This window comes from Streptomyces aurantiacus, from assembly GCF_001418335.1.
GTDB classification, from domain to species: domain Bacteria; phylum Actinomycetota; class Actinomycetes; order Streptomycetales; family Streptomycetaceae; genus Streptomyces; species Streptomyces aurantiacus.
Genome location: NZ_LIPP01000166.1, coordinates 1 through 21,554, shown reverse-complemented (window position 1 = coordinate 21,554; position 21,554 = coordinate 1). Strand labels below are relative to the sequence as shown.

The following is a 21,554-nucleotide window of genomic DNA, read 5'->3' as shown; positions in this document are numbered from 1 at the left end:
CCTGAAGACAAAAGATTGCGCCGTTCCCCGCGCCCCCTGAAGATCAAAGACTGCGCCGTTCCCCGCGCCCCTCTGCAGCGGCTGCGCTGGCTTGATCGTGTCGTTCGGTCGCTGTTGGCTTCTCCTTATAGACAACCTACAGGCGTCCCTCCCCCGTCCTAGGTGACGCGGGAGGCGCCCGGGACCGACGGGATGTCTGCGCGCGGGGTTTTGAGGAGAGAACCATTGATCCGTGCCCGGCGAATATGTGTGACCGCCGTGGCGGTGCTGGCGGCTCTGGCGAGCTCGCCCGGACTGGCACAGGCTGAACAGCCGCCCCCGCCACGGCTGTTGAGCGCGGCGGACGACGACCCGCTCCCCCGGGGGTGGCGGATCGACGGGGGCAGCGGGTCGCGTGAACTGGTCTGGCGTGCGCCGAAGGCCGTGCCCATGGGAAATGCCCGGGTCGAGTTCCGTACCGGGGACCGGCTGCTCGGGGTGCCGGAGCCGGCGAGGGACGGGCGGACCTTCCGGCTCGCCCTCGACGAGGCGCGGCCCGAACAGCTGACGGATCTGCAGGTAACGGCCGGGGGGCGTCGGCTGGACGCGGCGGCCGACGATACGCACAGGTCCCGCTCACGCGTGCCACGGACACCCGCGCGGGCGCCGGCGAACGGCGTCGATCCGGGCGAACCCGGCTCGTACCGCACGGTCACCGGGGAGTACGACCTCGACCCGGTACGCCTGCCCGGGTACGACACCCCGGTGGAGATGACCGCCGAGGTGGTGGCGCCGAAGGGCGCCACCGGCAGCCGGCCGCTCGCGCTGTTCCTGCACGGCCGCCACGCCACCTGCTACAAGCCGGGCTCCGAGGACGACGTGACCGGCGACTGGCCCTGCGCGGACGGCTACAAGCCGCTCCCGAGCCACCTCGGCTACCTGCGCGACCAGCAACTCCTCGCCTCCCAGGGCTATGTGACGGTGTCGATCTCGGCGAACGGCATCAACGCCCAGGACGGGGAGACCGAGGACGCCGGCGCGCAGGCACGTTCCTCGCTGGTACGGCAGCACCTCGCCCACTGGGCCGACTGGACCGACCATCCCTCCTCCGCCCCGGCCGTCGTACGCGAGGCGGCGAAGGCGGACCTCTCCAAGGTCCTGCTCGTCGGCCACTCGCGCGGTGGCGAGGGCGTCGACCGGGCCGCCATGGACAGCCTCTACCCGCCGCCGGCCGCCGAGGACGGCTACGGCGGTCCGGTGCGCTGGAAGGTGCGCGGGACCGTGCTCATCGGACCGACCATCTTCGGCCAGAATCCGGTCGCCGACGTGCCGTCCGTGACGCTGCTGCCGGGTTGCGACGGCGACGTGTCGGACCTTCAGGGCGAGAACTTCGTCGACGGAACGCGCGGGATCAGCCGGGGCACGGCCCTGCACAGCGCGGTCTACGTGGTCGGCGCCAACCACAACTACTTCAACAGCGAGTGGACCCCGGGTGAAGCCGTCGCCCCGGCCCGGGACGACTTCGGGAGCGATCCGGAGCAGCCCGCGGACCCGGTGTGCGCGCCGGGTGCCGCGACCCGGCTGACCGCCGCCCAGCAGCACAAGGCGGGCGCCACGTACATCGCCGCCGCGGCCCGGCTCTTCCTCGCCGGGGACGACCGGGTGCGTCCGCTGCTCGACGGTTCCGGCAGGCGGGCCCCGTCCGCTGACCCGGCCCGGGTGCTGAACCACGCGGTCGGCGGCCGGCGCAGCGGTGGTTTCCTGCCGGACGGCGGGGCGAAGGTGACCGGCGCCGGCGCCCGGGTGTGCTCGGCGGTCGACCCCGACCCGGCCGTGGCCTGTCTGGACCCGGAGGCCCCGGAGACCCTCGGATCGTCACCGCACTTCGCGTGGTGGGAGACGGAACAGGAGACCGGCCGCAGCGCGGTGGACCTGACGTGGTCCGCGCCGGGCACGGCCGCGCGTATCACCGCGGCCGAGCCGCTCTCCCTGCGCGACTCCCAGAAGCTCGCGCTCCGGGTCTTCGTACCGCCGAACTCGACCGGCACGAAGTTCGACGTGTCCGTCACCGACTCCGCCGACCGCCGGGTGACGCTGGGCTCGGTCGAGGTGGACGGGCTCCCTGGCTCGGCGAACACCGCCTCCTACTGGGCCCAGGAGCTGCGCGTCCCGCTGTCGGCCGCGACCCGGGCCGGGCTCGACCTCAGGCATGTCAAGTCCCTTGAGCTGACGCCCCGTTCGCAGTCCGGGCGGGCCTGGCTGATGGACGCCTGGGGCTGGGCGCCCGGCACCCCGGCGGTGAAGGCGGCCGCGCTGCCGCGTGTCGACGTGGGCCGCACGATCGTCAAGGAGGGCGACTCGGGCACCCGCACCTACCGCGTCCCGGTCGAGGTCTCCGGGCACGGCAGCGGGCAGGTCCGCGTGTACGTCTTCGACCCGGACAGCGGGCGGACCGAGAACCGCCTGGTAACCGTACGGCCCGGCAGCGACGCGATCGACGTGCCGGTCGAGGTGAAGGGCGACACGGACTACGGCTACGACACGGACCACGACATCGCCGTCAAGGCCGTCCACAACGCCGTCGTCGGCAAGTACGTGGGCGGGGTCACCGTCGCGAACGACGACCCCGAGCCGGTGATCACCCTGTCGCCGGTCACGGACCGGGTGACCGAGGGAGAGACGCTGACCTGGCGGCTGTCCGTGGACGCGCCCGTGGTGGTGGACATCTGGCAGCCGGTGCGGGTGCTTCCGGTCACCGAGGGCGCCGAGCTGTCCACCAAGGACGTGGACCCGCAGTGGCTCGCGGACTGGTCCGGCGACGTGCCCGACCCCGAGCGGCCACTGCATGACACGAACCTGTGGGTGTGGATGAACATCCCGCCCGGAGACACCAGCGTGGACTTCATCGTGCCGACGGTAAGGGACCAGGTGGCCGAGCCGACCGAGTCGATGGCCCTGGCCCTGACCGACAACAACGCCGACCCCCTCCCCGACAGGCCGACACTGACAGGAACGGTCCTGGACACCCCGTAAACACCCTATTCAGCACCCTCTCGCTGCGGGGTCCGACCTGCCCGGGCCCCGCACGCCACCTCTGAGACACCGGTCTCCGGAAAGTCAGGGGCGCGGGGAACGGCGCAGTCTTTCGTCTTTAGGGGCGCGGGGAACGGCGCAGTCTCTCGTCTTTCAGGGGCGCGGAGAACGGCGCGGGCCTTTGTCTTTAGGGGCGCGGGGAACTGCGCAATCTTTTAGGGGCGCGGGGAACTGCGCGACCAGCCCCCACCGGCCCGCACCCGAAACGACACGACACGACACGCTCACCCCCCGGACGTATCCAACTCCGCATCCTCACTGATGCCGGCACAGTCGTACGGATCCTTCAGCCACCCGTCCGGCAGAACAACCCTGTTGTTGCCGGACGTACGCCCACGCGGCCCGTCCGCCCCCACCGGCCACGCCTGGTCGAGCTCCAACTCCGCCAGCCCCTCGGAGAGCTCGGCGAGCGACGACGTGACCGCAAGGCGCCTACGCATCTCCGAGCCGACCGAGAAACCCTTCAGGTACCAGGCCACATGCTTGCGGAAGTCGATGACTCCGCGCGCCTCGTCCCCGATCCACTCCCCGAGCAGGGTCGCGTGCCGGACCATCACGGCCGCCACCTCACGAAGGCTCGGACGCGCGTACTCCCCGGCCCGCCCCTCGAACGCGGCGACGAGGTCAGCGAACAGCCACGGCCGCCCGAGGCAGCCCCGGCCGACGACGACCCCGTCGCAGCCGGTCTCCCGCACCATCCGCAGCGCGTCGTCCGCCGACCAGATGTCGCCGTTGCCGAGGACGGGGATCTCCGGGACGTGCTCCTTCAGCCGGGCGATGGCATCCCAGTCGGCCGTCCCGCCGTAGTGCTGCGCGGCCGTGCGCCCGTGCAGCGCGATCGCCGTCACGCCCTCCTCGACCGCGATCCGGCCGGCGTCGAGGAAGGTGATGTGGTCGTCGTCGATGCCCTTGCGCATCTTCATGGTGACCGGCAGGTCACCCGCCCCGGACACCGCCTCGCGCACGATCGCCCGCAGCAGGTGCCGCTTGTACGGGAGGGCCGAGCCGCCGCCCTTCCGGGTCACCTTCGGGACCGGGCAGCCGAAGTTCAGGTCGATGTGATCGGCGAGGCCCTCCTCCGCGATCATGCGGACGGCCTTGCCGACGGTCGCGGGGTCGACGCCGTACAGCTGGATCGAACGCGGGGTCTCCGACGCGTCGAAGCGGATCAGCTGCATCGTCTTCTCGTTGCGCTCGACCAGCGCCCGCGTGGTGATCATCTCGCTGACGAACAGCCCCTTGCCCCCGCTGAACTCCCTGCACAGCGTGCGGAACGGCGCGTTCGTGATGCCCGCCATGGGGGCGAGCACGACGGGCGGCCGGACGGTGTGCGGGCCGATCTGCAGAGCGGTGTTCACCGCGGACGTGAGCGTGGGCATGCCCCCATTGTCACGTACGCCGGCCCATGACGGTAGTCGTTAGTTAGGCACACTACCGACATGGGCGTAGGCTTGATGTCATGCCCGAGCTCAGCCATCGCCGGCGTCAGCTGGTGCTCGCGATCTGCTGCATGAGTCTGCTGATCGTGAGCCTCGACAACACCGTTCTCAACGTCGCACTCCCTTCCATGCAGAAGGACCTCCACGCCGACCTTGCGGGCATGCAGTGGACGATCGACGCGTACACGCTCGTACTCGCCTCGCTGCTGATGCTCGCGGGCTCGGCCGCCGACCGCATCGGCCGCCGGAAGGTCTTCCTGGCGGGCCTTGTCGTCTTCACGGCCGGCTCGGTCCTCTGCTCGCTCGCGCCCAACCTCGAATCGCTCGTCGCCTTCCGCATGATCCAGGCGGTCGGCGGCTCGATGCTCAACCCGGTCGCCATGTCGATCATCACCAACACCTTCACGGACCCGCGCGAGCGGGCCCGCGCGATCGGTGTCTGGGGCGCCGTGGTCGGCATATCCATGGCCGCGGGACCGCTGATCGGCGGCCTCCTGGTGGACTCCGTCGGCTGGCGTTCGATCTTCTGGATCAACCTGCCGGTGGGCCTGGCCGCGCTCCTGCTCACCCTGCGGTACGTGCCCGAGTCCCGCGCCCCGAAGGCCCGCCGCCCCGACCCGGTCGGCCAGTTCCTGGTCATCGCCCTGCTCGGCTCCCTGACGTACGCGATCATCGAGGCGCCCAGCTCCGGCGCCGGCCAGATCCTCGTCTTCGGCGGGATCGCGCTCGCGGCGCTCGTCGCGCTCCTCTGGTACGAGCCGCGCCGCGACGAACCCCTCATCGAGCTGGGGTTCTTCCGGTCGGTGCCGTTCAGCGGGGCCACGGTGGTGGCGGTCAGCGCGTTCGCGGCGCTCGGCGGGTTCCTTTTCCTGTCGACGCTCTACCTCCAGAACGTGCGGGGTCTGAGCGCCCTCCACGCGGGCCTGTGGATGCTTCCCATGGCGGCGATGACGTTCGTCTGCGCGCCGCTGTCCGGGCGGCTCGTCGGCAGCCGGGGCCCTCGGCTCTCCCTGCTCGTCGCCGGCACCGCGATGACCGTGAGCGGGGTGCTCTTCGCCGCGTTCGAGGCCGAGACGACGAACGTGACCCTCGTCATCGGGTACGTCCTCTTCGGGCTCGGCTTCGGTTTCGTGAACGCGCCCATCACCAACACCGCCGTCTCCGGGATGCCTCGCGCCCAGGCCGGGGTGGCCGCCGCCGTGGCGTCCACCAGCCGTCAGATCGGGGGGACGCTGGGCGTCGCCGTGATCGGCGCGGTGCTCGCCTCCGGCGTGGGCTCGTCGTCCTACCGGGACACGTTCGTGTCCGCGGCGCGGCCTGCCTGGTGGATCATCGCCGCGTGTGGACTGGCCGTCCTGGTCGTGGGTGCGCTGTCCAGTGGGCGCTGGGCCCGAAGGACGGCTGAGCGCACGGCGGAGCGGTTCTCTTCGACGGAGGTGAAGGAGTCGGTGGGGGTGATGTAGACGTGCGGCCCGGTGGGGGCTGGTCGCGCAGTTCCCCGCGCCCCTTAGAAGCGGGGCTGCGCCCCCGCTTTTGTCTTTAGGGGCGCGGGGAACTGCGCGACCAGCCACGACGCACCCGCACCCACCCACACCCCCCCCGGAGGGCACTCCGCGGCGCACGTCAGCCCAGTACCGTCGCCACCCCCGCCGCCGGACCCGCCAGCGCGGGGAACCGGTCGCGGACCCGGCCGTCATGGCCGGGTATCACCGTCGCTCCGGTCTCGGTCGCCAGGCGGTTGATGAAGGTCAGGGCCCGCCGCATCTCGCCGAGGTCCGTGAACGCGAAGAACGGCCACTCGTTCTCGATCTGCTCGTAGAAGTGCGCGGCGTCCGCCGCCATGATCAGCCGTTCCTCCACCACCGTCAGCAGCTCGCCCGGGGAGTGCCCGCCGACCGGGTGGACCGTGACGCCGGGCGACACCTCCGTCTCCTCGGAGACCAGCTTCAGCCGTCCCTCCCGCTCGGCGAGCCGCACCGCCTCCAGGTGTCCGGCCGTGGCGAACTCCCCGTCGAGCTCCGCGCGGCGCCACTTCCCGAACCAGTAGTCGTACTCCGCCACCCCGGCCACGACCTCCGCGTTGCGGAACAGGCCCAGGTGCCCGATGTGGTCGTAGTGGAAGTGCGACGTGATGACCGTGGACACGTCCAGCGGGTCGATCCCGAGCAGTGCCAGGGCGTCCGCGGTCGGGATCACCGGCTGCTCACCGAGCCAGTCGCGGGCGCCGATGTCGTACCCGGTGTCGAGCAGCATGGTCCGGGACCCGTCACGCAGCACCCAGAAGTTGTAGTCCATCCGCAGGTCGCCGTCGGGCAGCCCGTACGACGCGTAGTCGTGCAGGACCGCGCTCTTCGTCGTGACGCGCTCGCCGTAGCGGACCTGGACGACCTCAAGGCCGCTCACCGCTGCGCCTTTGCCCGCGCGAGTTCCTCGTCCAGGATCGGCACGGCGACCGTCGCCGCGTGGATGCCGATCACGCTGACGATCTCCAGTACCTCCATGATCTCCTCCTGGGTCGCGCCGAGCCGGACGGCGTTGCGCATGTGGAGCTTCAGTCCTGGCACGTACAGGTGCGTCGCGGACGCGTCGAAGGCCGTGTAGATCAGTTCCTTGACCTTCGGCTCCAGCACACCGGTCCGCCACGGCACCGAGGAGAACTCCGTGTATGCCTCGAAAAGCTCCGGGTCGATCTCCAGCAGCCCGTCCCAGAACGAGTGCCAGTACCCGCGGTTCTCGGTGAACTCGGCCTTGATCCGCTCCTGCTCGGCGTCCAGCGGCTTCGGGCCCGTGCGGACGCCCTCCTCTTCGAGCACCTCAAGCAGCAGCGGCACACCGATGTTCGCCGCGTGGATGCCGAGCGTGGAGGTCAGCTCGATGACCTCCATGATCTCCTCCCCGGTCGCGCCGAAGGCGAGCGCGGCCCTGATGTGCTGGCGGGTGCCGGGCGAGTACAGGTGTGTCGCGGCCGAGTCGGCGGCGATGTAGATGAACTCCTTGACCTTGTCGTCGAGGTGGTTCTTGCGCCACGGGACGGCGGAGAAGTTCAGATACGCGGCCAGGAAGTCCGGGTCGTGGCGCAGGATGCTCTCCCACGCGTCGCTCCAGGTCCCCCTGATCCGAACGAAATCCGCCTTCAGTTCTTCCTGGCGTGTGGTCAGGCCCGGTGTCGTCGTCATCGTCGTCGTCATCCCTTTCCGTTGGGCCGGCCTCGCAGCCACCGCACTATCTCCGTGTGGTCGGCGTCGGCCGGGAGTTCCGCGGCGGCCTTGTCCCACAGCTCCACCGCCGATTCGCCGAGCAGCGAGGGCAGGCCCGTCTCCCGCGCCAGGTCGACCGCGATCCGCATGTCCTTGAGCATCAGGCGCAGGCCGAAGCCAGAGTCGAAGGTGCCGGGCAGCACGTACTGCGGCCATTTCGTCTGGGTGGACCCGCTGCGCCCGCTCGACCCGTTGACGACGTCCAGCATCGCCTCCGGGGTGAGCCCGAACTCCTGCCCCGCGAGCAGCGCCTCGGAGCTGACCAGCAGGTGGGTGGCCGACATGAGGTTGTTCAGCGCCTTGAGGGCGTGCCCGGCGCCGGCGCCACCGACGTGGGAGACCTTGCCGCCCAGGCGCTCCAGGGGCGGGCGTACCCGTGCGACGTCCTCGGCGGAGCCGCCCGCCATGATGGTCAGCGTGCCGGCTTCGGCGCCGGCGACCCCGCCGGACACGGGCGCGTCGACCAGCCGCACGCCTCGGCCCGCGGCCCGTTCCGCCACCGCGCGCGTCGAGTGCGGCCGGGACGAGCCCATGTCGACCAGCACGGTGCCGGGGCGCGCGGCGTCGAGCAGCCCGCCCTCGTACAGCACGCTCTCCACCGCGTCGGAGTTCGGCAGCATCAGCAGGATCGCGTCCGCGCCCTCGGCGACCGCGATCAGCGTGTCCACGGCCTTCGCGCCCAGCGCGGCGACCCGTTCCTGTGCGACGGGGTCGGTGTCGAAGGCACGGACGGTGTAGCCGGCCTCGACGAGGTGGCCGACCATGGGGGTGCCCATGTTGCCGAGCCCGACGAAACCGAGCACCGCCCCGTCGGCCAGTGGCGTACTCACGGGACTGCTCGCGGGACTGCTCGCGGGACTGCTCGCGGGACTGCTCATGGGCGTACTCACGAGACGGTGATCCCTTCGTCCTTCAGCTCGTTCAGTACGCGTTCGGCGACGCGGAACGATTCGAGCGCGGCGGGAACTCCGCAGTAGACGGCTGTCTGGAGGAGGGCTTCCTGGATCTCGCTCTGTGTGCAGCCGTTGCGCACGGCGCCGCGGACGTGCACCGCGAGTTCGTGCATCCGGTTCAGCGCGGTGAGCATCGCGAGGTTGAGGAGGCTGCGGGTCTTGCGTTCCAGGCCGTCGCGCGTCCACACCTCGCCCCAGCAGTACTCGGTCACGAGTTCCTGCACGGGACGGCTGAAGTCGGTGACCTTCGCCAGCGAGCGCTCCACGTGCTCGGCGCCCAGCACCTCCTTCCGCGTAGCCAGTCCTGCTTCGAATGTCGCCTGGTCCATGACTTTCCCTTCGAGGTTCACTGCTGTGGTGCGGCGAGGTACTCCGCCTCGCTCACCGGGGTCTCCCACTGCGTGGTGCCGAGCGAGATGGCCACGTGCGCGAGCGCGCAGCCGGTGGACGCCCCGTGCCAGTGCCGCTCGCCGGGCGGTACCCACACCACGTCGCCGGGCAGCAGCCGTTGCGGCGCTCCGCCCTCGCTGCACACCCAGCCGCTGCCGGTGGTCACCTGGAGGATCTGGCCGCGCTCGTGCCGGTGCCAGTGCGTACGGGAGCCGGGCGTGAAGTAGACCGAATTGATCGTGACGCCGTCGGTCGTGGGCAGTACGGGGTCGGCCCAGACGGTGCCGTCGAAGGTCGCGCCGCGCTCTTCGGTCACGCCCTGTTCGGGCCTGCCGTGGATGATCCTCACTGCGCTCCCCCGTCGTGCAGGCGGATGCCACCGGCGGCGTCGCCGATCGCGTCGACGACTCGGTTGCTGATCTGGTCGGCGTAACCGAGCGACTGGGCCAGCGCGAAACTCGCCATCGGTCCTGAGGAGTTGAGGGTCGGCACTCCCAGCTCGCGCAGCCGGTTCACGTAGAGCACGACGTCCTTCATCATCAGCGTGCTGGTGAGCCCGCCTTCGAGATAGTCGCCGTCGACGATGTGCGGGAACCGGTTGAGGGTGGCGAAGTTGACGCCGCTGCCGGCGTTGAGCACGTCGAGCAGCTGGTGCATGTCCAGGCCCGCGCTCCGGCCTGCGACCAGCACCTCGGCCGTGGCGGCGAGGCTGACCGCGTTGAGGAAGTTGTTGAGCACCTTGGTGGTGTGTCCGGCGCCGCTGTCGCCCATCGCGAACACCTTGGCGCTGAACGGCGCGAGGGTCCGCTCCAGGCTCGCGATCGCCTCGGCCGGGCCGCCCACCATCAGCGTCAGCGTGCCCTTGTCGGCCGCCGCGGCGCCCCCGGAGATGCCGGCGTCGACGAACGCTGCCCCGCGCTCGGCGAACGCCGCGTGCAGCCGGACCGTGGACGACGGTGCCGCGGTGCTCAGGTCCACGATGATCTGCCCGGCACGGCTGTTGGCCAGTACGCCCTCCTCGCCGAGCACCACTTTTTCGATGACCTTGCTGTCCGGCAGGGACAGCAGCAGGTGATCGGCGGCCTCGGTGACCTCCGCGATCGAGGCCGCGGCGGTCGCACCCGCCCCTTCGGCCCGCCCGGAGACGGGGTCGTAGCCAATCACCGGCCGGCCGCTCGCGACGATGCGGCGGGCGATCCGGCCACCCATGTTGCCGAGCCCGATCACGCCGATACGTGGCGTTTCCGGTGTTGTTGGCGTACTCATGACGTCTCCTTGCTCCGTTCGTCGACGGCTGTGGTGTCCCAGGCGCCCGCGCCGCCGGACGGGCGGACCGAGCTGACGATCGCCGAACCGCCGTCCACCGAGATGACCTCGCCGTGCACATACGCGGCGTCGTCACTGAGGAGGAAGGCCACGACGGAGGCGACCTCGTCCGGGGTCCCGGTGCGGCGCAGCGGGACCGTGGTGCCGCGCCGGATCATGTCGCCGCCGCCGCCCGACGCGTCCTTCGCCGCGGTGAACAGCCCGGTCGGCACCAGGCCCGGCGCGACCGCGTTGACCCGTACGCCGATCGGTCCGCCGTACATCGCGGCGCCGCGCATCAGGCCGAGCACTCCGTGCTTGGACGTCTGGTAGGCGAGCAGGTCGTGGCTGCCGCGCAGGCTCGCGATCGACGCGGTGATCACGATCGCTCCGCCGGTGCCCTGTTCGCGGTACCTGCGGAACGCCGCGCGCACACCGAGGAACGGCCCGCGCACGTTCACGCCGAGTACGCGGTCGAAGTCCGCCACGCTCAGGCCCGCGAGGTCCTCGAACGGGCCGGTGATGCCCGCGTTGAGGTGGTGCAGATCGAGTCGGCCGAAGGTGTCGAGGGCGGCTCGCACGTAGTTCTCGACGTCCTCCTCGCGCGAGACGTCGCCGGTCACCGCCACGGCCGGTCCGGGCAGTTCGGCCGCGACCTGCTGCGCGCCGTCCCCGTCGATGTCGACGACGACCACGCGCGCGCCCTCGTGCGACAGGCGGCGTGCGCTTGCGGCCCCGATACCGCCGGCGGCGCCGGTGACCACGGCCACCTTGCCTGCCAGCCTCGGCGTTCCTTCCGGCATGGCTCAGCTTTTCCTTTCCGTGTGTGGTCCGACCACGACCGCGAATCCGGGGTCGGTGGGGTCGAGCGGCTCGAACCGCTCCAGGACCAGGGGGTCGTGCCCGGCCAGCAGCACCGTGTCCGGTTCCGCGGCGAGCGCCGCGAGGTCGTCGAAGCCGCGGTACATCGCCTCCAGGTCGGCGACCACGAGGAACGGGCGGCCGAGCTCGATCTCCTCGTAGTAGTGGACGGCGTCCGAGGCCAGGACGACCGTGCCGCCCTCGGTGCGCACCAGCGCGACCAGCTGGCCGGGCGTGTGCCCGCCGACCTCGCGCAGCTCGATCCCGGGCGCCAGCTGATGCGGTCCGGTCAGCCGGGTGACCCGGCCCTCCCGGTCGGCCTCGACGAGGCCGAGGATGTCCGGCCGTTCGGCGGAGTGGCCGAACTGGACCCGCTCGGCGTACGGGCCGGTCCAGAAGTCCAATTCGCGTGCGGAGATCAGGATCTCCGCGTGGGGGAACAGCGAGACGTTGCCGGTGTGGTCGTAATGCGCGTGCGTGATCACCACCTGGTCGATGTCCGCGGGGGCGAGGCCCAGCCGGGACAGCGCCTGGGGCACCGGGCAGGTCATCGTCCGGCCGCGCCGTTCACCGACCGCGGGAGTGAACCCCGTATCGACGAGGACGGTGCGCCCGGAGCCGCGCAGCACCCAGAAGAAGTAGTCCATGCCGAGCGGCCGGTCGGGTTCTCCGTACACGTGGTAGTTGAGGTAGACCTGGCTCGCGACGGTCTGCCTGGTCGCGAACCGGACCGCGAGGACCTCCCAGGAGGACATCAGCTCGCCTCCCGTACGAGTTGGGGATCGGGTGCCTCGGCGCCGATGTTCCGGCCGGCGGTCTCGGGCAGGTGCTTCAGCAGGAACGCCGTGGCGACGAGCGCGACCGCCACCATGTACGAGGCCGGCCACACGCTGCTGCCGGTGGCGTTCGCGATGGCGGTCGCGATGAACGGTCCCGGCCCGGCCACGAACGCCAGCGCGATGTTGAACCCGGTGGCGCTGCCGCTGGAGCGGGTCGCCGCGGGGAACAGCTCGACGAGCATGACGACGGTGGTCACGCTGACCAGCGCCTGCGGCACGACCAGCAGGAGCATCCCGAGCAGTACGGTCGCCACTCCGCCCTGGCCCATCAGGACGAACGCGGGCAGTCCCAGCACGACGTAGCCGACGCTGCCGACGAGGTTGACCCGGCGTCGGCCGTAGCGGTCGGCCAGCATGCCGGCGACCGGGCACAGCACCATGTAGACGGACAGCCCGACCGCGCTGAGCGCCAGTGAGCTGGTGCGCGAGAGGTCCACCGTCTCGGTGAGGTAGTTCACCACGTAGGTGGCCAGGTAGTAGAAGCCGAGGCCCTGCACGGAGGCGATGGCGAGGGTGAGCAGGATCGGCTTCAGGTCGCGGTTCCCGGCGGCGCGCAGCGGTTTGTCGGACACCTGGCCCAGCCTCTGGAGCTCGGTGAACACCGGCGTCTCGTCGATCTTCAGCCGTACGTACAGGCCGATGAGCGCGAGCGGCGCGGCGATCAGGAACGGGATCCGCCAGCCCCACGCGAGCATGGCGTCGTCGCTCACCACCGATTGAATCAGCAGGGCGACGAAACTGCCCGCCACGGTCGCGAGCGCGGCGGTCGCGGAGATGACGCTGCCGAACAGGCCGCGCCGGTTGTCCGGGACCATCTCCAGCAGGAAGGCCGAGGACCCGGTCCACTCGCCGCCCGCCGAGAGGCCCTGCAGACAGCGCAGGATCACCAGCAGGACGGGGGCGAGGGCGCCGACGGCGGCGTAACTGGGCAGCAGGGCGATGAGCGTGGTGGTCACGCCCATCATCAGCACCGAGACCGACAGGGTGAACCTCCGCCCGCGGCGGTCGCCGAGCGAGCCCAGCACCAGTCCGCCGATCGGACGGAAGAAGAACGCGACGCCGAACACGGCGAGCGAGGACAGCAGGCCGACGGTGGCACTGCTGTCGGGGAAGAAGACTTTGCCCATGGTCGGGGCGAAGAACCCGTAGACGGCGAAGTCGAACCACTCCATGAAATTGCCGATGCCTGCGGCGACCGCCGCCTGGCGTCGGGTCCGGCCTGTGCCGGCTGGGGACTGCGCTGTCATTTCTCGGCTCCCGCGATCAACGCTGATCGATATCCACGATGTCCACTCACCGGACAGCAACCTCATTGAGTGGACGGGGTTGCCCGTCAAGCTAGGCTCCGGCTCCGACGCTTGTCAATGCTCTCGACGTCCACTGAGTGATAACATGAACCACTATGCGAACGGGATCCGAAGCGCCCACCGGCACGGTCACCCGCGTCGTCGCGGTGCTGCGCGCCGTCGTCGAGGCCGAGAAGGACATCAGCGCCGCCGAGCTGGCCGAGGCGATCGGGCTGCCGCGCCCGACCGTGCACCGGCTGCTGGACCTGCTGGCGAAGGAAGACATGGTCGAGCCCGACCCGGACACGCGCCGCTGGCGGCCGACCGTGGAGTGCCAGCGGCTGGGCGCGCTGCTGGTCTCCCGCCGGGATCTCGTGCGGCTGGCGCGTCCCGTGCTCGCGAAGGTCGTCGCGCGCAGCCAGGAGGCGTGCCTGCTGGGTGTGTACCTGCCGCGCCGGCGGGAGATGATCTATGCCGCCGAGCACATCTCGCCCGATCCGCTCTCCTACCGGATCGAGCTGAACGCGCCGGTGCCGGTCAACTGGGGCGCCTCGGGCCGCGCGATTCTCGCCTTCCTGCCCGAGGAGGAGAGCGAGGCGATCCTCGCCGAGCGCGCTCCCGCGCCCGTTTCGGGAGAGAAGGCGCCGACCGTGGGTGTGCTGCGGCGGGAGCTGGAGCTGATCCGGCAGAAGGGCTTCGCGTTCTCCCGCGGGCAGAAGATCCCGGGTTCACGGGGGATCGCCGCCCCGATTCTCGGCGCGGACGGGATCGCCGTGGGCAGCCTCACGCTGACGATTCCGGAGATGCGGTTCCGCGAGGAGGCGAAGGAACAGCTCGCGGAGATGGTGATGGGCGGGGCCGAGGAACTGAGCGTCATGCTCGGCCACCGCGTGCCGCGCACGGCGCCGACGGAGCGATAGCCCCCAGGAGACCCGCCGGAAGACCCGTCGGGGAATCCACAATGCGCGGAATGCGCACAGAACTCGCCACCCGTCGCCCCCCGTTGATGTTGTTCTTGCTGCACACTCCTTAGCGCGCGCAAGCGGAGCGCTACCACACAGGAGGCGTCATGCTGCAGATCAACACCAGCAAGGTGAGCCGCTGGGACCAGCACGGCCGCGAACACGTCGTACAGGTGCGACGCGCGGGCGTACAGCGGACGATCACATGCGACACGTGCGGCTGGCGCAAGGCCGCGCAGTTCCTGCCCTGGCTGAAGGCCGAGGAACACCTCGCGGAGGCACACCAGGCGACAGTGGACCCGACGGAGTCCTGAGCACCCCGAAACGCAGTCCGCCCCGGGCCCCCTCACATCCGTTACGAACGTGAGGGGGCCCGGGGCTTCCGCCCTTTAGGGGCGCGGGAAACTGCGCGACCAGCCACTGACGGCCGACAGCCGACAACCGGGCCGCTGCGGGGAGCGCCTAGCAGCCGACGAGCCGCGCGGCCAAGTACCCCTCGATCTGGTCGAGCGACACCCGCTCCTGCTTCATGGTGTCCCGCTCGCGAACGGTCACCGCGTTGTCGTCGAGCGTGTCGAAGTCCACGGTCACACAGAACGGCGTACCGATCTCGTCCTGGCGCCGGTAACGGCGCCCGATCGCGCCGGCGTCGTCGAAGTCGATGTTCCAGTGCTGACGCAGCGCCGTGGCGAGGCCCTTCGCCTTCGGGGACAGCTCCGGGTTGCGCGAGAGCGGCAGCACCGCGACCTTCACCGGCGCCAGCCGCGGGTCGAGCCGCAGCACCGTGCGCTTCTCCATCTTGCCCTTGGCGTTGGGCGCCTCGTCCTCGACGTAGGCGTCCAGGAGGAACGCCAGCATCGCGCGGCCGACACCGGCCGCCGGCTCGATGACGTACGGGGTCCAGCGCTCGCCGGCCTCCTGGTCGAAGTAGAACAGGTCCTGGCCGGAGGCCTTGGCGTGCGCGGAGAGGTCGTAGTCCGTGCGGTTGGCGACGCCCTCCAGCTCACCCCACTCGTTGCCGCCGAACTGGAAGCGGTACTCGATGTCGGCGGTGCGCTTGGAGTAGTGCGAGAGCTTCTCGGCCGGGTGGTCGTACCAGCGCATGTTCTCCTCGCTGAGACCGAGGCCGGTGTACCAGTTCCAGCGCTCCTGCATCCAGAACTCCTGCCACTTCTCGTCCTCGCCCGGCTTGACGAAGAACTCCATCTCCATCTGCTCGAACTCGCGGGTCCGGAAGATGAAGTTGCCGGGCGTGATCTCGTTGCGGAAGGACTTGCCCATCTGCGCGATGCCGAACGGCGGCTTGCGGCGCGAGGTCTGCTGGACGTTGGCGAAGTTGGTGAAGATGCCCTGCGCGGTCTCGGGGCGCAGGTAGGCGACCGAGCCGGTGTCCTGGGTGGGGCCCAGGTGCGTGGAGAGCAGCCCGGAGAACTGCTTGGGCTCGGTGAACGTGCCCTTGTTGCCGCAGTTGGGGCAGTTGAGGTCGGCGAGGCCGTTCTCGGGGGCGCGGTGGTGCTTGGCCTCGTACGCCTCCTCCAGGTGGTCCGCGCGGTACCGCTTGTGGCACGAGGTGCACTCGGTCAGCGGGTCGGAGAAGGTGGCGACGTGACCGGAGGCCACCCAGGTCTCGGTCGCCAGGATCACGGACGAGTCGAGACCGACGACGTCCTCACGCGAAGTCACCATGTAGCGCCACCACTGACGCTTGATGTTCTCCTTGAGCTCGACACCCAGCGGCCCGTAGTCCCAGGCGGCCCGCTGGCCGCCGTAGATCTCACTGGACGGGTAGACGAAGCCACGGCGCTTGCTCAGGCTGACGATGGTGTCGATCTTGTCGGCGGCCACGGTGCTCTCTTCATTACGACGACGGGCGAAAATTGACTGCTGCGGCGCGAAGCGCCCCGATGAGGGGTGGAGGTCGGGAGACGGGCGGGCGGATTGCTTCACAACGGTTGCTTCACAGCGATGCTTCAGAGCGAATGCCTCAGATTACCGGCGGCCCCGCCCCCCGGATCAAATCGGTTGGGCTACCCCCTCCCATACCGGGATGAAGCCCAGATCACAAGACCGCTTATTGACAATCGTTTCCACGTCAGCTGAAAATGACTGTCATGAACGTACGACGACACCACATACCCGTCACCGTGATCGCGGCGGCCACCGTCCTCGGTCTCGGTACCCTCTCCGCCTGCTCGTCCGACTCGGACGCGGCTGACGCCGACAGCGGCGGGAAGCTCGACGTCGTGGCGTCGTTCTACCCGATGCAGTTCCTCGCCGAGCAGATAGGCGGGGACCACGTCGCCGTCACCAGTTTGACCGAGCCCGGCCAGGAGCCGCACGACCTGGAGATCAGCGCAAAGCAGACCGCGCAGCTCCAGGAGTCGGACGTGGTCCTCTACCTGAAGAACCTCCAGCCCTCCGTCGACGACGCGGTCGCCCAGTCCGAGATCAAGACGAAGATCGACGCGGCCTCTCTCACCGAGCTGGAGAACCACGGCAACACGGGCCACGACCACGAGGGCGAGGAGGAGCACGCCGGCGAGGAGGAAGAGGAGTCCGGCCTCGACCCGCACATCTGGCTCGACCCCGTGCGCTACGCCCAGGTCGCCGAAGGCGTGGGCAAGGCCCTCGAAAAGGCCGACCCGGACAACGCGGCGGACTACAAGAAGAACACCGCGGCGCTGACGAAGAAGCTCGGCGACCTGAACACCCAGTTCGCGCAGGGGCTGAAGAACACCGACTCGAAGGTCTTCTTCACCAACCACTCCGCCTTCGGCTACCTCGCCGAGCGCTACGGCCTGACCCAGGAGTCCATCTCCGGCCTCGACCCCGAGAGCGAGCCGAGCGCCGCCCGGGTCAAGGAGCTCCAGCAGGAGGCCAAGGCCGACGGCGTCACCACCGTCTTCTACGAGACACTGGTCTCGGACAAGACCGCGAAGACCCTGGCGGACGACGCGGGCCTCAAGACTGATGTACTCGACCCCCTCGAAGGCATCACCGACAAGTCCAAGGGCGACGACTACCTCGCGGTCATGGAGTCGAACCTGACGGCACTGGAAAAGGCCCTCGGCGCGAAGTGACGCGGTACGCGCGGTACGCAATGACGGAAGGCACGAGCCATGACGGCTGAACAGGCTCAACGGGCTGAACAGACTGAACAGCTACGGGACCCTGTCATATCCCTTCGCTCGGTGACGGCCGAACTCGGCGCACGCCCCGTCCTGCGCGGTATCGACCTCACCGTGCACCGCGGTGAGGTCGTCGCGCTGCTCGGCGCCAACGGCTCGGGCAAGTCGACGGCCATCCGCACGGTCATCGGCCAGGTGCCGGTCACGGGCGGCGAGATCGAGCTGTTCGGCACACCCCGGCGCCGCTTCCGCGACTGGGCGCGCGTCGGATACGTACCGCAGCGCACGACCGCGGCCGGCGGAGTGCCGGCCACGGTGACCGAGGTGGTGTCCTCCGGGCGGCTGTCCCGCACCCGCTTCGGCGTCCTCCGCAAGGCCGACCACGAGGCCGTACGGCACGCCCTGGAGCTGGTGGGCCTCGCCCACCTCGCCAAGAACTCCGTGGACGCCCTCTCCGGCGGCCAGCACCAGCGCGTCCTCATCGCCCGCGCCCTCGCCTCCCGGCCCGAACTGCTGATCATGGACGAGCCGATGGCGGGCGTGGACCTGGCGAGCCAGGAGGTGCTCGCGGCTACCTTGCGGGAGCAGGTCGCGGCGGGGACCTCCGTCCTCCTCGTGCTGCACGAACTGGGCCCCCTGGAGCCGCTGATCGACCGCGCGGTCGTCCTGCGCGACGGCTGCGTCCTGCACGACGGCCCACCCCCGCGGGCACTCGGCCAGCACGCGCTGCCCGGCCACGACCACGTACATCCCCACGCGGCTCACGACGCCGAACCGATCCGGACGGGACTGCTGAGCTGATCACCATGAACCTCGAAATCCTCGATTACGCCTTCATGCAGCGGGCCCTGCTCGCCGCGGTCCTCGTCGGCATCACCGCGCCCGCCGTCGGCATCTACCTGGTCCAGCGCCGCCAGGCCCTGCTGGGCGACGGCATCGGCCACGTCGCGATGACCGGCGTCGGACTCGGCTTCCTGCTCTCCTGGTCCCCGGTGTGGATGGCCACCGGCGTCTCCGTGGTCGGCGCGGTGCTGATGGAGCTGATCCGCTGGTACGGCAAGACGCGCGGCGACATCGCGCTGGCGATGCTCTTCTACGGGGGCATGGCGGGCGGCGTGATGTTCATCAACCTCGCGCCCGGCGGCTCCAACGCCAACCTGACCTCGTACCTCTTCGGCTCGCTCTCGACGGTCTCCGAGGACGACGTGACGGCGATCTGCCTGCTGGCGGCCTTCGTGGTCCTCGTCACGGTCGGGCTGCGCCGGCAGCTGTTCGCGGTCAGCCAGGACGAGGAGTTCGCCCGGGTGACCGGGCTGCCCGTACGCGCCTTGAACCTGCTCGTCGCCATCACCGCGGCGGTCACCGTCACCGTCGCCATGCGGGTCGTCGGCCTGCTCCTGGTCTCCGCCCTGATGGTGGTCCCGGTGGCCGCCGCGCAGCAGCTCAGCCGCAGTTTCGCGGCCACCTTCGCGATCTCGGTGGCCATCGGCGTCAGCGTGACCATCGGCGGCACGGTGACCTCGTACTACCAGGACGTACCGCCCGGCGCGACGATCGTCCTGCTCACCATCGGCGCCTTCGTCCTGCTCACCGTGCTGGCGACACCGCTGGCCCGGCGCAGGGCGCGGGCCGCCGCACAGGCCGCGGCACAGGAGGCCGGCGACCCGGCGGAGTGCGCGATTCCGGCCACGCGCACCCCCACCGGGAAGGTCGGCGTCTGACCGCGCTCAGTTCGGGCTGGCACAATGGCCCGGCACAGCCGCAGACTTTTGGAGGCAACGGTGACGACTGCTGGACCGTCCGTTCGGGGCCGTTCCACCCGGCAGCGTGCCGCCGTGGCGGCGGCGCTCGACGAGGTCGAAGAGTTTCGCAGCGCGCAGGACCTGCACGACATGCTCAAGCACAAGGGCGACTCCGTCGGGCTCACCACGGTGTATCGCACCCTGCAGTCCCTCGCGGACGCCGGTGAGGTCGATGTACTGCGTACGTCCGACGGTGAGTCCGTGTACCGGCGCTGCGCGAGTGGTGATCACCACCACCACCTGGTGTGCCGGGTGTGCGGCAAGGCCGTCGAGGTGGAGGGCCCCGCGGTGGAGAAGTGGGCGGAGGCGATCGCCGCGGAACACGGCTACGTGAACGTCGCCCACACGGTGGAGATCTTCGGCACGTGCGGGGAGTGCGCTGGGCGCGGCCAGGGGTAGCCGGCGGATTGCCGGCCGACGGCAGGTTTCCGGCTGCGGGCCGGTGGGGGTTGCTCGCGCAGTTCCCCGCGCCCCTAAAAAGCCAGGGGCGCGGGGAACTGCGCGGCCCGCCCCCACCGGCCCGCAGCCAATACACGACTCAGGGGCCCTCGGGCCGGCCCCTCATGTCCGCCTCCATCGTCAGCAGGTCCTCGTTCGGCACGGCGCCGCCGAACCGCCGGTCCCGCGACGCGTACTCCACGCACGCCCGCCACAGATCACGCCGGTCGAAGTCCGGCCACAGCACATCCTGGAAGACCATCTCGGCGTAACTCGACTGCCAGATCAGGTAGTTGGACGTACGCTGCTCGCCGCTCGGCCGCAGGAACAGATCCACGTCAGGCATGTCCGGGTAGTACAGGTACTTCTGGATGGTCTTCTCGTTGACCTTGTCCGGGTCGAGCTTCCCGGCGGCGACATCAGCGGCCAGCGCCTTCGCCGCGTCGGCGAGTTCCGCGCGTCCGCCGTAGTTGACGCAGAAGTACAGGGTCATCGCGTCGTTCTTCTGCGTCTGCTCCTGGGCGACCTGGAGCTCCTGGACGACGGACTTCCACAGCTTGGGCATGCGGCCGACCCAGCGGATGCGGATGCCCAGGTCGTTCATCTCGTCGCGCCGGCGCCGGATGACGTCCTTGTTGAAGTTCATCAGGAAGCGGACCTCCTCGGGCGACCGCTTCCAGTTCTCCGTCGAGAAGGCGTACAGGGACAGGTTCTTGACGCCCAGCTCCAGGCAGCCCTTGAGGACGTCCATCACGACGCCCTCGCCGACCCGGTGCCCCTCGGTGCGCGGCAGGCCGCGTTCCTTGGCCCAGCGGCCGTTCCCGTCCATCACGCACGCCACGTGGTTCGGGATCAGCTCGCCGGGGAGCTTGGGCGCGCGGGCACCGGACGGGTGCGGCTCCGGCGTCTTGTACTCGCGGCGCTGGCGCCCCAGGATCCCGCGTACCACCATCTGCTTCTCGCCTCTCTCAGGTCTCAGGTCTCGTACAGCTGTTGCTTACGGCTCACGTGCTTTTCTCGACGTACCGCAATGAGCGCAGGCCGCGCTCCAGGTGCCAGTGCAGGTAGGCCGACACCAGGCCGCTGCCCTCCCTGACGTACCGCGGCTCGCACGCGTCAGCGAGCGCCCAGTCCCCCGTCAGCAGCGCGCCGAGCAGTTCGAGGGCCCCCGCCGAGGGTACGACGCTGCCGGGCACCCGGCAGTCGACGCAGACGGAACCTCCCGCGCCGACCGAGAAGAAGCGGTTCGGTCCGGGCATGCCGCATTTCGCGCAGTCGCTGAAGCTCGGCGCGTAGCCGTTCACGGCGAGTGAGCGCAGCAGGAAGGCGTCGAGGATGAGGTGCGGCTCGTGCTCGCCCTGGGCGAGGGTGCGCAGCCCGCCCACGAGCAGGAGGTACTGCTGGACGGCGGGCTCGCCCTCGTGGTCCGTGAACCGCTCGGCCGTCTCCAGCATGGCCGTGCCGGCGGTGTAGCGGGCGTAGTCGGTCACGATGCCGCCGCCGTACGGTGAGATCGTCTCGCTCTGCGTGCACAGCGGCAGCCCGCGGCCGATCAGCTCGCTCCCGCGTGCGAAGAACTGCACGTCGACGTGGGAGAAGGGTTCGAGCCGCGCGCCGAACTTGGACTTGGTCCGGCGCACACCCCGGGCCACGGCCCGCACCCGTCCGTGACCGCGGGTGAGCAACGTGATGATGCGGTCCGCCTCACCCAGCTTCTGGGTGCGCAGCACGATGCCGTCGTCGCGGAACAGACTCATGGACCCATTCTCGCGTACGGAACCGGCGGGTGTGGCCGGGGTGACCGCCGGTTCCGTACGCGAGA

The 21,554-nt window shown here is 70.1% G+C and carries 21 protein-coding genes; 8 read left to right on the top strand and 13 right to left on the bottom strand.

What is annotated here, in order from left to right:
• Nucleotides 1-192 precede the first annotated feature (192 nt).
• Entirely contained in the window at nt 193-3,012 is a 2,820-nt protein-coding gene (locus AOK01_RS22420) for an alpha/beta hydrolase (protein ID WP_245702367.1), read from the top strand.
• A gap of 284 nt (nt 3,013-3,296) precedes the next feature.
• Here AOK01_RS22420 and dusB read toward each other — a convergent pair whose 3' ends face one another.
• Nucleotides 3,297-4,451 carry a tRNA dihydrouridine synthase DusB gene (gene dusB / locus AOK01_RS22415; protein WP_055514478.1) on the bottom strand — a complete coding sequence of 385 codons (1,155 nt, stop codon included), beginning with the start codon at nt 4,449-4,451 and terminating at the stop codon, nt 3,297-3,299.
• A gap of 80 nt (nt 4,452-4,531) precedes the next feature.
• Between dusB and AOK01_RS22410 the strand changes: the two genes are divergently transcribed.
• On the top strand, nt 4,532-5,974 hold the full coding sequence (locus AOK01_RS22410; RefSeq protein WP_055514476.1) for an MFS transporter: 1,443 nt from the start codon (nt 4,532-4,534) through the stop codon (nt 5,972-5,974).
• A gap of 160 nt (nt 5,975-6,134) precedes the next feature.
• Here the strand turns inward: AOK01_RS22410 and AOK01_RS22405 are convergent, their stop codons facing one another.
• From AOK01_RS22405 to AOK01_RS22365, 9 genes are read right to left on the bottom strand one after another with little or no spacing between them, the layout of a single operon-like run.
• On the bottom strand, nt 6,135-6,914 hold the full coding sequence (locus AOK01_RS22405; RefSeq protein ID WP_055514474.1) for an N-acyl homoserine lactonase family protein: 780 nt from the start codon (nt 6,912-6,914) through the stop codon (nt 6,135-6,137).
• Nucleotides 6,911-7,687, bottom strand: a complete 777-nt coding sequence (locus AOK01_RS22400) for a carboxymuconolactone decarboxylase family protein (protein ID WP_055514486.1) — start codon at nt 7,685-7,687, stop codon at nt 6,911-6,913. The genes AOK01_RS22405 and AOK01_RS22400 overlap by 4 nt, the downstream gene beginning before the upstream one ends.
• 8 nt (nt 7,688-7,695) lie before the next feature.
• Nucleotides 7,696-8,598, bottom strand: a complete 903-nt coding sequence (locus AOK01_RS22395) for an NAD(P)-dependent oxidoreductase (RefSeq protein WP_213862136.1) — start codon at nt 8,596-8,598, stop codon at nt 7,696-7,698.
• A gap of 56 nt (nt 8,599-8,654) precedes the next feature.
• The gene (gene pcaC, locus AOK01_RS22390) at nt 8,655-9,050 is read right to left on the bottom strand and encodes a 4-carboxymuconolactone decarboxylase (protein ID WP_055514472.1); all 396 of its coding nucleotides are present in this window, start codon (nt 9,048-9,050) and stop codon (nt 8,655-8,657) included.
• 17 nt (nt 9,051-9,067) lie between these two features.
• Nucleotides 9,068-9,460, bottom strand: a complete 393-nt coding sequence (locus tag AOK01_RS22385) for a cupin domain-containing protein (protein WP_055514470.1) — start codon at nt 9,458-9,460, stop codon at nt 9,068-9,070.
• On the bottom strand, nt 9,457-10,377 hold the full coding sequence (locus AOK01_RS22380) for an NAD(P)-dependent oxidoreductase (protein WP_055514468.1): 921 nt from the start codon (nt 10,375-10,377) through the stop codon (nt 9,457-9,459). Before AOK01_RS22380 ends, AOK01_RS22385 begins: the two co-directional genes overlap by 4 nt.
• Entirely contained in the window at nt 10,374-11,219 is an 846-nt protein-coding gene (locus AOK01_RS22375) for an SDR family NAD(P)-dependent oxidoreductase (protein ID WP_055514466.1), read from the bottom strand. The genes AOK01_RS22380 and AOK01_RS22375 overlap by 4 nt, the downstream gene beginning before the upstream one ends.
• Nucleotides 11,220-11,222: 3 nt before the next feature.
• Entirely contained in the window at nt 11,223-12,032 is an 810-nt protein-coding gene (locus tag AOK01_RS22370) for an N-acyl homoserine lactonase family protein (RefSeq protein ID WP_055514465.1), read from the bottom strand.
• Entirely contained in the window at nt 12,032-13,363 is a 1,332-nt protein-coding gene (locus AOK01_RS22365) for an MFS transporter (RefSeq protein WP_055514463.1), read from the bottom strand. The genes AOK01_RS22370 and AOK01_RS22365 overlap by 1 nt, the downstream gene beginning before the upstream one ends.
• Nucleotides 13,364-13,518: 155 nt before the next feature.
• Here AOK01_RS22365 and AOK01_RS22360 point away from each other — a divergent pair, with 155 nt between their 5' ends.
• The gene (locus AOK01_RS22360; RefSeq protein ID WP_055514461.1) at nt 13,519-14,322 is read left to right on the top strand and encodes an IclR family transcriptional regulator; all 804 of its coding nucleotides are present in this window, start codon (nt 13,519-13,521) and stop codon (nt 14,320-14,322) included.
• 149 nt (nt 14,323-14,471) lie between these two features.
• Nucleotides 14,472-14,678, top strand: coding sequence for a hypothetical protein (locus AOK01_RS22355; RefSeq protein ID WP_055514459.1), 207 nt, complete (start codon nt 14,472-14,474; stop codon nt 14,676-14,678).
• 148 nt (nt 14,679-14,826) lie between these two features.
• Here AOK01_RS22355 and AOK01_RS22350 read toward each other — a convergent pair whose 3' ends face one another.
• Nucleotides 14,827-16,209 carry a glycine--tRNA ligase gene (locus AOK01_RS22350; RefSeq protein ID WP_055514457.1) on the bottom strand — a complete coding sequence of 461 codons (1,383 nt, stop codon included), beginning with the start codon at nt 16,207-16,209 and terminating at the stop codon, nt 14,827-14,829.
• Nucleotides 16,210-16,475: 266 nt separating this feature from the next.
• Between AOK01_RS22350 and AOK01_RS22345 the strand changes: the two genes are divergently transcribed.
• The 4 genes from AOK01_RS22345 to AOK01_RS22330 are packed head-to-tail and all read left to right on the top strand — an operon-like array spanning nt 16,476 to nt 19,693.
• Nucleotides 16,476-17,444 (top strand): metal ABC transporter substrate-binding protein, encoded by a 969-nt coding sequence (locus tag AOK01_RS22345; RefSeq protein ID WP_055514455.1) that lies wholly within the window; start codon nt 16,476-16,478, stop codon nt 17,442-17,444.
• A 39-nt stretch (nt 17,445-17,483) separates the two neighbouring features.
• Nucleotides 17,484-18,293, top strand: coding sequence for a metal ABC transporter ATP-binding protein (locus AOK01_RS22340; RefSeq protein ID WP_055514453.1), 810 nt, complete (start codon nt 17,484-17,486; stop codon nt 18,291-18,293).
• 5 nt (nt 18,294-18,298) lie between these two features.
• Nucleotides 18,299-19,213: a metal ABC transporter permease gene (locus tag AOK01_RS22335; protein ID WP_055514451.1), complete on the top strand. Its 915-nt coding sequence runs from the start codon at nt 18,299-18,301 to the stop codon at nt 19,211-19,213.
• 60 nt (nt 19,214-19,273) lie between these two features.
• A complete protein-coding gene (locus tag AOK01_RS22330; RefSeq protein ID WP_055514449.1) occupies nt 19,274-19,693 on the top strand; it encodes a Fur family transcriptional regulator in 420 nt (139 codons plus the stop codon).
• Between the two features lie 139 nt (nt 19,694-19,832).
• On the opposite strand, the gene AOK01_RS22325 is transcribed toward AOK01_RS22330, so the two are convergent.
• Both AOK01_RS22325 and recO read right to left on the bottom strand, forming a co-directional pair.
• On the bottom strand, nt 19,833-20,684 hold the full coding sequence (locus AOK01_RS22325) for an isoprenyl transferase (protein ID WP_055514447.1): 852 nt from the start codon (nt 20,682-20,684) through the stop codon (nt 19,833-19,835).
• 52 nt (nt 20,685-20,736) lie between these two features.
• Complete coding sequence (recO, locus tag AOK01_RS22320) at nt 20,737-21,489, bottom strand: DNA repair protein RecO (protein ID WP_055514482.1); 753 nt, start codon at nt 21,487-21,489, stop codon at nt 20,737-20,739.
• Nucleotides 21,490-21,554: the final 65 nt, after the last annotated feature.